This is a genomic window from Vibrio aphrogenes, assembly GCF_002157735.2.
In the GTDB taxonomy this organism is placed as follows: domain Bacteria; phylum Pseudomonadota; class Gammaproteobacteria; order Enterobacterales; family Vibrionaceae; genus Vibrio; species Vibrio aphrogenes.
The window spans coordinates 2,156,035-2,168,482 of sequence record NZ_AP018689.1 but is presented as its reverse complement, the minus strand read 5'-3'; the positions used below and the strand labels follow the sequence as shown (position 1 = coordinate 2,168,482).

The 12,448-nt window shown below is 43.5% G+C and carries 7 protein-coding genes, 2 tRNA genes and 3 rRNA genes; all 12 read left to right on the top strand.

Features of this window, described 5'->3' with window-relative positions; translation table 11 throughout:
• Position 1 precedes the first annotated feature (1 nt).
• Entirely contained in the window at positions 2–214 is a 213-nt protein-coding gene (locus VCA1004_RS09840; RefSeq protein ID WP_086981602.1) for an envelope stress response protein PspG, read from the top strand.
• Positions 215–344: 130 nt separating this feature from the next.
• Positions 345–575: a hypothetical protein gene (locus tag VCA1004_RS09835; RefSeq protein WP_086984561.1), complete on the top strand. Its 231-nt coding sequence runs from the start codon at positions 345–347 to the stop codon at positions 573–575.
• 292 nt (positions 576–867) lie between these two features.
• The gene (locus VCA1004_RS09830; protein WP_086981601.1) at positions 868–2,679 is read left to right on the top strand and encodes an assimilatory sulfite reductase (NADPH) flavoprotein subunit; all 1,812 of its coding nucleotides are present in this window, start codon (positions 868–870) and stop codon (positions 2,677–2,679) included.
• Complete coding sequence (gene cysI, locus VCA1004_RS09825) at positions 2,679–4,406, top strand: assimilatory sulfite reductase (NADPH) hemoprotein subunit (RefSeq protein ID WP_086981600.1); 1,728 nt, start codon at positions 2,679–2,681, stop codon at positions 4,404–4,406. The genes VCA1004_RS09830 and cysI overlap by 1 nt, the downstream gene beginning before the upstream one ends.
• Positions 4,399–5,196, top strand: a complete 798-nt coding sequence (locus VCA1004_RS09820; protein ID WP_086981599.1) for a phosphoadenylyl-sulfate reductase — start codon at positions 4,399–4,401, stop codon at positions 5,194–5,196. Before cysI ends, VCA1004_RS09820 begins: the two co-directional genes overlap by 8 nt.
• A gap of 673 nt (positions 5,197–5,869) precedes the next feature.
• A 16S ribosomal RNA gene (locus VCA1004_RS09815) occupies positions 5,870–7,412 on the top strand.
• Positions 7,413–7,504: 92 nt separating this feature from the next.
• Positions 7,505–7,580, top strand: a tRNA-Glu gene (locus VCA1004_RS09810).
• Between the two features lie 313 nt (positions 7,581–7,893).
• Positions 7,894–10,781: ribosomal RNA gene (locus VCA1004_RS09805) — 23S ribosomal RNA — on the top strand.
• A 131-nt stretch (positions 10,782–10,912) separates the two neighbouring features.
• A 5S ribosomal RNA gene (gene rrf / locus VCA1004_RS09800) occupies positions 10,913–11,028 on the top strand.
• Together the 16S, 23S and 5S rRNA genes with 2 tRNA genes alongside form the textbook arrangement of a ribosomal RNA operon.
• Positions 11,029–11,057: 29 nt before the next feature.
• Positions 11,058–11,134, top strand: a tRNA-Asp gene (locus VCA1004_RS09795).
• Between the two features lie 428 nt (positions 11,135–11,562).
• Positions 11,563–11,925 carry a YacL family protein gene (locus VCA1004_RS09790; protein WP_086981598.1) on the top strand — a complete coding sequence of 121 codons (363 nt, stop codon included), beginning with the start codon at positions 11,563–11,565 and terminating at the stop codon, positions 11,923–11,925.
• A gap of 180 nt (positions 11,926–12,105) precedes the next feature.
• On the top strand, positions 12,106–12,444 hold the full coding sequence (gene glnK / locus VCA1004_RS09785; protein ID WP_086981597.1) for a P-II family nitrogen regulator: 339 nt from the start codon (positions 12,106–12,108) through the stop codon (positions 12,442–12,444).
• Positions 12,445–12,448: the final 4 nt, after the last annotated feature.

The window sequence follows — 12,448 nt, the reverse complement described above, 5'->3', positions numbered from 1 at the left end:
TATGTTCGAATTATTGTTTATCTTAGTGTTCTTTGGAGTATTGATGTTCACCGGCGTCACTATGGTGACTTTCTTTATTGCCTTTGCAGCGGCCCTATTGTTTGGCTTTGTCGTAACTATGGTTGGCGCGGTGATCAAATTATTACCTTGGATCATTGTTGCGCTTATCGGTTTGTATCTTTATAAGCATTACAATAAGCCAAGTCCTTTTTAACCAAAGTGAATGAATCATTCACTACTTTTTAGTGGTCAGTCCATAAAGTTGCCTATTTAGCTCGCAAGTTTTGAAATTTGCGCCATGCTTAATAAAGAGAGTGTGTCTAAGAGACATGGAAGGGCTGGTTATGACTGTGACTGAATTACGCCGCTTATATCAAGAAAAGCAATTGCTTGAAGCCATTATTGAATCTTCGATTGAAGAGGAAGATTGGATAGTGGAATTTCGCCATCATCGAGGAGGCTTAGTATTGCTCACTGATGAACATGGTCAAGAATGTCATTATCAAAATATGGACGATGCCTCTCGCTTAGCTATAGACGTAGGATTTAGACAAGTTCGTATTGCCAATAAATAACGCGTTTCACCTCACTGACACCGTAGCGCTGATTTTAGCCGTTGCGGTGTTTTCATTTCTTATGTCCAAAAAGTTATAAAACATACTTATCAATTCTTTCTCGATATTCATCAGAATCGTTAATCTAGTCTCATGAAGCAATTATATTGTTAATCCCCTTTGTATTGGTCATTGCAGCTTTATTGGTGGTGATTATTCACTTTGCTGTAATCCAACTACTTTGGATATATCCCTAAATGTCTAAGTAAACGTTGATGTGGCTTAGGCTGATAAAAAGATAGGATGTCGTGACATGTTACTAAAGGATCTTTCGGCTCTGGCTAGCCCGCTTAATGATCAACAAATTGGTCAATTGCAACAAGCGATGGCTGAGCTGTCTCCACAACAACTGGCTTGGGTCAGTGGTTACTTTTGGGGCTTAAGCCAAACCGGTCAGCCCGCAGGTAGCGCCCAATCTTCTCAATTATCTGTCGCTTCTCAACCGGCTGGAAAATTGACCATCATTTATGCCTCACAAACGGGTAATGCTAAAGGGGTGGCAGAAGCACTTAAAAATGAAGCCGATACTAATGGTATAGCGGTGGAATTATTTGATGCGAGTGATTACAAAGGAAAAAATTTAGCCAAAGAAACTCACGTGATCATTGTTGCCTCAACCAACGGTGAAGGGGAAGCACCAGATAATGCGATTGAACTGCATGAGTTTTTACAATCGAAGAAGGCCCCTAAACTACCGAACTTACAATACGCGGTGATAGGTTTAGGAGATTCTAGTTATGAGTTCTTTTGCCAAACGGGTAAAGATTTTGATAGTTACTTAAGTAAGCTTGGCGCAACCGCCTTTTTAGAGCGTGTTGATTGTGATGTTGATTACGAAGCACCTGCGGCTGAATGGCGTAAGCAAGCATTAGAAAAAGTGAAAGAAACCTTATCGGCTAACGATGCGCAAGTTGTGCAATTACCTGTTGGTCAATCTGCCCATATTGAAAGCCCATGGAATAAACAAAATCCTTATACGGCAAGTCTTTTGACCAGCCAAAAAATTACCGGTCGCGATTCTGGAAAAGATGTTCGCCATATTGAAATTGATCTCGATGGTTCAGGCATTACTTATCAGCCTGGAGATGCGTTAGGTGTTTGGTATGAAAACAGTTCTGATCTAGTCGCTGCGATTTTAGATCAAGTTGGTCTATCTGGTATTGAAAGCATTGAGCTCGATGATGAAAGCCTTTCTATTCATAGTGCATTAGTGAGTAAGTTTGAGATCACAACGTCGAATCCACAGCTTGTTACTCAATACGCCGAATTATCAGGCAGTAAGAAATTACAAAAGCTGGTGGAAGATAAAGACAAGTTACGTGAGTACTCAAGCAACACTCAAGTTATTGATGTTCTAAGAGAGAAGAAAACAACACTGACCGCTGAGCAATTAACTAGTTTGTTCCGTAAATTAACACCACGTTTATATTCCATTGCTTCAAGTCAGGCTGAAGTTGAAGATGAAGTGCATTTAACCGTTGGTCTAGTTGAGTATCAACAAGGTGAAGAAAAGCGTTTTGGTGGCGCGTCACATTATTTAACTCATCGTTTAGAGGAGGGAGATAGCGTTAAAGTCTTCATTGAGCACAACAATAATTTCAAACTGCCGCAAGATGATAGCACCCCAGTGATCATGATCGGCCCAGGTACGGGTATAGCACCATTCCGGAGTTTTATTCAAGAAAGAGAAGCACGAGATGCTGAAGGTAAAAATTGGTTATTTTTTGGTGACCGTACTTTCACCCAAGATTTCTTATACCAAGTGGAATGGCAGAAATATTTAAAATCTGGAATCTTGACCAAGATGGATGTGGCTTTTAGTCGTGATCAGGCCGAAAAGGTCTACGTACAAGATCGTATCTTAGAAAATGCTGCGGAAGTTTGGCAATGGTTGCAACAAGGGGCTTATATCTATATTTGTGGAGATGCCAATAGAATGGCAAAAGATGTCCACAATGCATTGATTCAAGTTGTTAAAGAGCAAGGTCAGTTAGGTCAAGAGCAAGCAGAAGAATTTATTAATGACCTACGTAAAGCAAAACGTTATCAAAGGGATGTGTACTAATGAGCACGAAAGAACAAGTAGTATTAGGTGAAGTCTTAGGTCCACTTTCTGATGGTGAGCGTTTAAAGGCCGAAAGTAATTTCTTACGTGGAACCATAGCCGAAGATTTACAAAATCCCATTACAGGGGCAGTAACCGGAGATAACTTCACTCTAATCCGTTTTCATGGCATGTATTTACAAGATGACCGTGATATTCGCGCTGAACGAGCCAAGCAAAAATTAGAGCCATTGCATACTTTGATGGTACGTGCGCGTTTACCGGCAGGGGTGATCACACCAACACAATGGCTTGGTGTCGATAAGTGGGCAGATGAGCATACTCTTTATGGCAGTATCCGTTTAACCACTCGTCAAACATTTCAATATCACGGCATTTTAAAACCAAATATTAAAAAGGTGCATAAGGCTCTTAATTCAATTGGTATTGACTCGATTGGTACTGCGGCAGATATGAATCGAAATGTGCTTTGTACGGCTAACCCATACCAATCAGCAGTGCATCAAGAAGCTTATGAATGGTCAAAGAAAATCAGTGAACATTTCTTACCACATGCGAGAGGGTATGCGGAAGTTTGGTTAGATGCAGAAAAGATTGATAGTACTGTTCAAGAAGAAGAGCCTATTTTAGGAAGGACATATTTACCTCGTAAGTTTAAAACCACGATTGCGATTCCACCACTAAACGATGTGGATGTTCATGCGAACGATTTGAACTTTGTTGCGATAGAAGAGAACGGAAAATTAATTGGTTTTAATGTGCTGGTGGGTGGCGGTTTGGCAATGACTCATGGTGATACCTCTACCTACCCTCGCCGTGCTGATGATTTGGGATTTATTCCAGTAGATAAAACGTTAGCTTTTGCTGAGGCAGTTGTTACCACCCAACGAGATTGGGGTAACCGTTCTAATCGTAAAAATGCTAAGACTAAATATACTTTAGATCGCGTTGGGATTGATGTCTTTAAAGCTGAAGTAGAAAAACGAGCAGGAAGTCAATTTGCAGAAAGCCGTCCTTATGAATTTACTGAACGTGGAGATCGTATAGGTTGGTCAGAAGGTATTGATGGAAAACATTACTTATCTCTATTTATAGAGAATGGTCGTATTTTAGATTATCCGGGTAAGCCACTTAAAACTGGCATGGCTGAACTCGCTAAAGTTCATAAAGGTGACTTTCGTATTACGGCAAACCAAAATTTAATTGTGGCGGGTGTAGCGACTGATCAAAAAGAACTCATAGAAAGCATAGCGGTTAAACATGGCTTAATGGATGTCTCGGTGAGTGAGCAGCGTAAAAATTCAATGGCGTGTGTGGCATTTCCTACTTGTCCGTTAGCCATGGCGGAAGCGGAGCGTTTTCTACCTTCTTTTGTTACTCAAGTTGAAGGGATTTTAGAAAAGCACCAATTACCGAAAGAAGAGAATATTATTTTACGTGTAACAGGGTGTCCTAATGGTTGTGGTCGTGCGATGTTGGCGGAAATAGGCTTAGTCGGTAAGGCGCCAGGTCGATATAACTTACACTTAGGTGGCAATAGAAGTGGGACTCGTGTACCTAAAATGTATAAAGAGAACATTACAGATAAACAGATACTCACTGAAATTGATGAATTGGTTGGTCGCTGGGCCCATGAGCGTGAACTAAATGAAGCATTTGGTGATTTTGTCATCCGTGTTGGCATTATTGATGAGGTTGTGATCTCTAAGAGGGACTTCCATGCTTAATGATATAGAACAGATAGGTACAGGGCTGCAACTTAAGTTAGATGAGTTGCTATCTTTAAATAAAGTCGAACAGAGTTTAAAGCTAGCAGAAATTAATAGTCGATTAGAAACATTAAATGCTCAAGATCGCATTCATTGGGCATTAAAGCATTTACAAGGTGAATTTGCAGTTTCTTCAAGCTTTGGAATACAAGCGGCGGTCATGCTGCATTTAGTGACACAAGCTAAATCAGACATACCTGTCATTTTGACCGATACAGGCTACTTATTTCCTGAGACTTATCGTTTTATCGATGAGCTCACTAATAAGCTCACTCTTAACTTAAAAGTTTTCCGTGCAGAGCAGAGTCCAAATTGGCAAGAAGCGCTATATGGTAAGTTATGGGAACAAGGTGTCGAAGGCCTCGAAAAGTACAATAAGATAAATAAAGTAGAACCAATGCGTCGGGCATTACATGAATTAAAGATCTCCACTTGGTTTTCTGGGCTAAGACGTGATCAATCAAGCACACGAAATAATTTACCTATATTAGCTATCCAGAATGGAGTCTTTAAGTTTTTGCCAATTATTGATTGGACTAATAAAGACATCTATGACTACCTACAGAAACATGGTTTGTCTTATCATCCATTATGGGAGCAAGGATATTTATCAGTAGGTGATACACATACGACACGTAAGTGGGAACCAGGAATGACCGAAGAGGAAACTCGTTTTTTTGGTTTGAAACGGGAATGTGGTCTTCATGAAGATGATCCAGATGCTCAAACTGATGGTTCTGGAATATAAAAGTTAAAGATTTTTGTCTTTAATAAAGAAAGGTCACTCACAATAGTGACCTTTCTTTTTTATAAAATGAATAACTCTGTGGATAACTTGTGTGCCTAGGTAGGGTAAATTGGTATAAATAGGGCTTTGAGTGTAATTTGAGCGTCTAAGCATTATTTTTCAATATTTTTTAAAAAAGCGCTTGCCAATGTGAGCGATGTCTCTATAATGCGACATCACTGACACGGGGCACGCAGCCAAGCTGCAGCACGGGTTAGAGGTCAAAACCTTCTCAATAAGGTTTGCGAAAAAAAGTTTTAAAAAAGTGTTTGACACGAACTTTTAAATCGCTAAAATGGCCGCCCTGTTCAACGAGATGCGCTAAGCATTATCGATAAGAACAACGCTCTTTAACAATTTAAACCTATCAATCTGTGTGGGCACTCGTTGATGATAATCAAAAAGATTTATCAATGAACTGAGTGACCAAACGGCTATTAAAAGAATCAGCCTTGAGCTGGTTTGATTTCACTTTTTAAAGTGAAAATAAATAATAGCGGCACAGTCAATTCATTATCTATCTGTTGGATAGATGATAGCTTTAAAGTTACTTCTTCTTTTTAAGAAGAATAGTTTTGAAGTCAGTATTCGTTGAGCCGGTTGTCTCTTTATTTAAGAGCGGCCACAAAAACTTTAATTGAAGAGTTTGATCATGGCTCAGATTGAACGCTGGCGGCAGGCCTAACACATGCAAGTCGAGCGGTAACAGGAAATAGCTTGCTATTTCGCTGACGAGCGGCGGACGGGTGAGTAATGCATAGGAAGTTGCCCAGTAGAGGGGGATAACCATTGGAAACGATGGCTAATACCGCATAACCTCTTCGGAGCAAAGCAGGGGACCTTCGGGCCTTGCGCTATTGGATACGCCTATGTGGGATTAGCTAGTTGGTGAGGTAATGGCTCACCAAGGCAACGATCCCTAGCTGGTCTGAGAGGATGATCAGCCACACTGGGACTGAGACACGGCCCAGACTCCTACGGGAGGCAGCAGTGGGGAATATTGCACAATGGGCGAAAGCCTGATGCAGCCATGCCGCGTGTATGAAGAAGGCCTTCGGGTTGTAAAGTACTTTCAGTTGTGAGGAAGGTTTCGTAGTTAATAACTGCGTTGCTTGACGTTAGCAACAGAAGAAGCACCGGCTAACTCCGTGCCAGCAGCCGCGGTAATACGGAGGGTGCGAGCGTTAATCGGAATTACTGGGCGTAAAGCGCATGCAGGTGGTTTGTTAAGTCAGATGTGAAAGCCCGGGGCTCAACCTCGGAAGGTCATTTGAAACTGGCAAACTAGAGTACTGTAGAGGGGGGTAGAATTTCAGGTGTAGCGGTGAAATGCGTAGAGATCTGAAGGAATACCAGTGGCGAAGGCGGCCCCCTGGACAGATACTGACACTCAGATGCGAAAGCGTGGGGAGCAAACAGGATTAGATACCCTGGTAGTCCACGCCGTAAACGATGTCTACTTGGAGGTTGTGGCCTTGAGCCGTGGCTTTCGGAGCTAACGCGTTAAGTAGACCGCCTGGGGAGTACGGTCGCAAGATTAAAACTCAAATGAATTGACGGGGGCCCGCACAAGCGGTGGAGCATGTGGTTTAATTCGATGCAACGCGAAGAACCTTACCTACTCTTGACATCCAGAGAAGCCAGTAGAGATACAGGTGTGCCTTCGGGAGCTCTGAGACAGGTGCTGCATGGCTGTCGTCAGCTCGTGTTGTGAAATGTTGGGTTAAGTCCCGCAACGAGCGCAACCCTTATCCTTGTTTGCCAGCGAGTAATGTCGGGAACTCCAGGGAGACTGCCGGTGATAAACCGGAGGAAGGTGGGGACGACGTCAAGTCATCATGGCCCTTACGAGTAGGGCTACACACGTGCTACAATGGCGCATACAGAGGGCAGCGAACTTGCGAAAGTAAGCGAATCCCAAAAAGTGCGTCGTAGTCCGGATTGGAGTCTGCAACTCGACTCCATGAAGTCGGAATCGCTAGTAATCGTGGATCAGAATGCCACGGTGAATACGTTCCCGGGCCTTGTACACACCGCCCGTCACACCATGGGAGTGGGCTGCAAAAGAAGTAGGTAGTTTAACCTTCGGGAGGACGCTTACCACTTTGTGGTTCATGACTGGGGTGAAGTCGTAACAAGGTAGCCCTAGGGGAACCTGGGGCTGGATCACCTCCTTATACGAAGATTATTTTTGATGAGTACCCACACAGATTGATTAGGTTTATATAGAAAAGAGTTCAGAAAGCATCCCATTGCTTTCAAATCCTGTGTCCCGTTCGTCTAGAGGCCTAGGACACCGCCCTTTCACGGCGGTAACAGGGGTTCGACTCCCCTACGGGATACCATCTTTAAGTGCATTTAAAACAGTGTATTTAAAAATGGTTCCTTTCATTAGAAAGAACTTGCTCTTTAACAATTTGGAAAGCTGACTGATAACGACTTTATGTTGTTATCAAATAAAAGTTCTCAATGTTTATCTTTAAGATAAACACACAACACACATTCAAGTGTCTTGTATTCTAGTTTTTATCTACTTTTTTATAAAAGTAGGCAAAAACATCTATTGAGTCCGGCAACGATATTTAAGATTACCCTCTTAAATATCAACAAACTAAAACCTTATTTAGTTGACATACATAAGACCCTTTTGGGTTGTATGGTTAAGTGAATAAGCGTACACGGTGGATGCCTAGGCAGTCAGAGGCGATGAAGGACGTATTAACTTGCGATAAGCGTAGATTAGGCAGTAAAAGCCACTTGAGTCTACGATTTCCGAATGGGGAAACCCAGTTGCATAAGCAACTATCATTAACTGAATACATAGGTTAATGAGGCGAACTCGGGGAACTGAAACATCTAAGTACCCGAAGGAAGAGAAATCAACCGAGATTCCGAAAGTAGCGGCGAGCGAAATTGGATTAGCCCTTAAGCTTTTAATGATGCAGGTGAACAAGCTGGAAAGCTTGGCGATACAGGGTGATAGCCCCGTAACCGACACATCATAATCAGTGAAATCGAGTAAGGCGGGACACGTGTTATCCTGTCTGAATATGGGGGGACCATCCTCCAAGGCTAAATACTCCTGACTGACCGATAGTGAACCAGTACCGTGAGGGAAAGGCGAAAAGAACCCCTGTGAGGGGAGTGAAATAGAACCTGAAACCGTGTACGTACAAGCAGTAGGAGCACCTTCGTGGTGTGACTGCGTACCTTTTGTATAATGGGTCAGCGACTTATATTTAGTAGCAAGGTTAACCGTATAGGGGAGCCGTAGGGAAACCGAGTCTTAACTGGGCGTCGAGTTGCTAGGTATAGACCCGAAACCAGGTGATCTAGCCATGGGCAGGTTGAAGATTGAGTAACATCAATTGGAGGACCGAACCGACTAATGTTGAAAAATTAGCGGATGACTTGTGGCTAGGGGTGAAAGGCCAATCAAACCTGGAGATAGCTGGTTCTCCCCGAAAGCTATTTAGGTAGCGCCTCGGACGAATACTACTGGGGGTAGAGCACTGTTAAGGCTAGGGGGTCATCCCGACTTACCAACCCTTTGCAAACTCCGAATACCAGTAAGTACTATCCGGGAGACACACGGCGGGTGCTAACGTCCGTCGTGGAGAGGGAAACAACCCAGACCGCCAGCTAAGGTCCCAAAGTATAGCTAAGTGGGAAACGATGTGGGAAGGCTCAGACAGCCAGGATGTTGGCTTAGAAGCAGCCATCATTTAAAGAAAGCGTAATAGCTCACTGGTCGAGTCGGCCTGCGCGGAAGATGTAACGGGGCTAAGCTATACACCGAAGCTGCGGCAGTACAGTTTACTGTGCTGGGTAGGGGAGCGTTCTGTAAGCCGTTGAAGGTGAACTGAGAAGTTTGCTGGAGGTATCAGAAGTGCGAATGCTGACATGAGTAACGATAAAGGGAGTGAAAAACTCCCTCGCCGGAAGACCAAGGGTTCCTGTCCAACGTTAATCGGGGCAGGGTAAGTCGACCCCTAAGGCGAGGCTGAAAAGCGTAGTCGATGGGAAACGGGTTAATATTCCCGTACTTCTTACAAATGCGATGGGGGGACGGAGAAGGCTAGGTGGGCCTGGCGATGGTTGTCCAGGTTCAAGTGCGTAGGCTGATTTCTTAGGTAAATCCGGGAAATCTTAAGGCCGAGACACGACGTCGAGCTACTACGGTAGTGAAGTCATTGATGCCATGCTTCCAGGAAAAGCCTCTAAGCTTCAGTTTGTAAGAAATCGTACCCCAAACCGACACAGGTGGTCGGGTAGAGAATACCAAGGCGCTTGAGAGAACTCGGGTGAAGGAACTAGGCAAAATGGTACCGTAACTTCGGGAGAAGGTACGCTCCTAGCGGTGATGAGACTTGCTCTCTAAGCTGCCGGGAGTCGCAGATACCAGGTGGCTGCAACTGTTTATTAAAAACACAGCACTGTGCAAAATCGTAAGATGACGTATACGGTGTGACGCCTGCCCGGTGCCGGAAGGTTAATTGATGGGGTTATCTTCGGAGAAGCTCTTGATCGAAGCCCCGGTAAACGGCGGCCGTAACTATAACGGTCCTAAGGTAGCGAAATTCCTTGTCGGGTAAGTTCCGACCTGCACGAATGGCGTAATGATGGCCACGCTGTCTCCACCCGAGACTCAGTGAAATTGAAATCGCTGTGAAGATGCAGTGTACCCGCGGCTAGACGGAAAGACCCCGTGAACCTTTACTACAGCTTGGCACTGAACATTGACCCTACATGTGTAGGATAGGTGGGAGACTTTGAAGCATTCACGCCAGTGGATGTGGAGTCAACCTTGAAATACCACCCTTGTAGTGTTGATGTTCTAACTTAGCCCCATTATCTGGGGTGAGGACAGTGCCTGGTGGGTAGTTTGACTGGGGCGGTCTCCTCCCAAAGAGTAACGGAGGAGCACGAAGGTGGGCTAAACACGGTTGGACATCGTGTGGTTAGTGCAATGGCATAAGCCCGCTTGACTGCGAGAATGACAATTCGAGCAGGTGCGAAAGCAGGTCATAGTGATCCGGTGGTTCTGAATGGAAGGGCCATCGCTCAACGGATAAAAGGTACTCCGGGGATAACAGGCTGATACCGCCCAAGAGTTCATATCGACGGCGGTGTTTGGCACCTCGATGTCGGCTCATCACATCCTGGGGCTGAAGTCGGTCCCAAGGGTATGGCTGTTCGCCATTTAAAGTGGTACGCGAGCTGGGTTTAGAACGTCGTGAGACAGTTCGGTCCCTATCTGCCGTGGGCGTTGGAAGATTGAAGGGGGCTGCTCCTAGTACGAGAGGACCGGAGTGGACGAACCTCTGGTGTTCGGGTTGTCATGCCAATGGCATTGCCCGGTAGCTAAGTTCGGAATCGATAAGTGCTGAAAGCATCTAAGCACGAAGCGAGCCCTGAGATGAGTCTTCCCTGGCACTTTAAGTGTCCTAAAGGGTTGTTCGAGACTAGAACGTTGATAGGTTGGGTGTGTAAGCGCTGCGAGGCGTTGAGCTAACCAATACTAATTGCCCGTGAGGCTTAACCATACAACACCTAAAGGGTTTTGATGGACTTAATAGATATAAGACATGCTTGAATGAGTGTGAGAACGAGTTAGAGATAACAAAGCAGCTTTCCGAATTAAGTTAAACGCTTGAGCGTTTAACAAAAGAATTTGCTTGGCGACCATAGCGCTTTGGACCCACCTGATTCCATGCCGAACTCAGAAGTGAAACGAAGTAGCGCCGATGGTAGTGTGGGGTCTCCCCATGTGAGAGTAGGACATCGCCAGGCTTTGAATATATATACTGAATAGACACTGCGGAGTGGTAGTTCAGTTGGTTAGAATACCGGCCTGTCACGCCGGGGGTCGCGGGTTCGAGTCCCGTCCACTCCGCCACTTATTTTAAAATCCTGATTCGAAAGAGTCAGGATTTTTTCGTTTATGCTAACCTAAAAAATTAATTGTCTAGATTACTCCCGTTTCTAGTGCATATTTTTGTTACCCTGTCGGTGCTCTCCAAGAAACGATTCCATGCATGACACACCTTTTCGATAATATTCTGCTAGTTTTATACCAAGGTACGAGATAACTGCTCCTCCTTGTTCTCAAACCTTTTTCCTACGTAATGTCTGAGCATCCAATTGGTGTGATTGGTATTGGTTATTGTCTTGTTTGCTTACTACTTATTAAGAATAAAGAGCGAAAGCTTAACTTGAAAAAGTCCGGTTTTTTTAGTCTGAGATATTCAGATTTCAATTGAATCGCCTTTTCTTTATTAAACAAGTAAAATTGTGTTATCCCTTCAACGATAAGAAATATTATTTATGGACTTTGAATTTAAGAAGAACACTTTAGATGGAAGTTATCGAGTTGAGTTTTCATCTGGACATGAAGCTATTGGTCATTGGTTGATCGAAGAAATTGGTGCTGATCTAGGAAAACTTGAATATGTTTTGCAGCAAATTGGTGCACAAAAAAATATTAATAAAGAATGGCGTTTATTAGGGCAAGAATGGAGTTTATTTATCGAACAAAATGAAGTTCATATATCTTCAAATCATTTATTAACTATTGATGATGAAGAGCTTTCTGATGATTTATCAGCTTATGATGAAGAAAGTCAGTCTTGGTGTGGAATTGAAGATTTTGAACAAGTTCTGCATTCTTGGTGTGCATTTATTCGTTGAGTCTTAATTTCTTTTCTTCTGCTTATTCTTAGTGATTTTATTGCACCATATTGGTGCTCCTGCTTTTTCCTTCTCTTTTGTTTTCTTGTTAATTCCCTATTTATCAATAATTTAAAAAGTTGGCATGCAACTTGAAAGTAATTTGATTGTTGAAAGAATGCATCATGATGAGGGAATGCAATGAAATTAATTAGTGCAATAATCAAACCGTTTAAATTAGATGATGTCCGCGAAGCGTTAGCTGATGTTGGTATTGAAGGGATGACTGTATCTGAAGTCAAAGGTTTCGGTCGTCAGAAAGGGCATACGGAACTATACCGTGGTGCTGAATATCAAGTCGACTTTTTACCTAAAGTGAAAGTGGAGATAGCAACTCAAAGCGATAACGTTGATCGTGTTATTGAGGCGATAATGAAAGCCGCTCAAACAGGGAAAATTGGTGACGGTAAAATCTTTGTTTTCGATCTACAGCATGCTGTCCGTATTCGTACGGGTGAAATGGATGATGAAGCGCTTTAACGGA

Coding starts and splice junctions, on each gene's coding strand:
- VCA1004_RS09840 (WP_086981602.1), top strand. CDS start 2: ATGTTCGAATTATTGTTTATCTTAGTGTTCTTTGGAGTATTGATGTTC.
- VCA1004_RS09835 (WP_086984561.1), top strand. CDS start 345: ATGACTGTGACTGAATTACGCCGCTTATATCAAGAAAAGCAATTGCTT.
- VCA1004_RS09830 (WP_086981601.1), top strand. CDS start 868: ATGTTACTAAAGGATCTTTCGGCTCTGGCTAGCCCGCTTAATGATCAA.
- cysI (WP_086981600.1), top strand. CDS start 2,679: ATGAGCACGAAAGAACAAGTAGTATTAGGTGAAGTCTTAGGTCCACTT.
- VCA1004_RS09820 (WP_086981599.1), top strand. CDS start 4,399: ATGCTTAATGATATAGAACAGATAGGTACAGGGCTGCAACTTAAGTTA.
- VCA1004_RS09790 (WP_086981598.1), top strand. CDS start 11,563: ATGGACTTTGAATTTAAGAAGAACACTTTAGATGGAAGTTATCGAGTT.
- glnK (WP_086981597.1), top strand. CDS start 12,106: ATGAAATTAATTAGTGCAATAATCAAACCGTTTAAATTAGATGATGTC.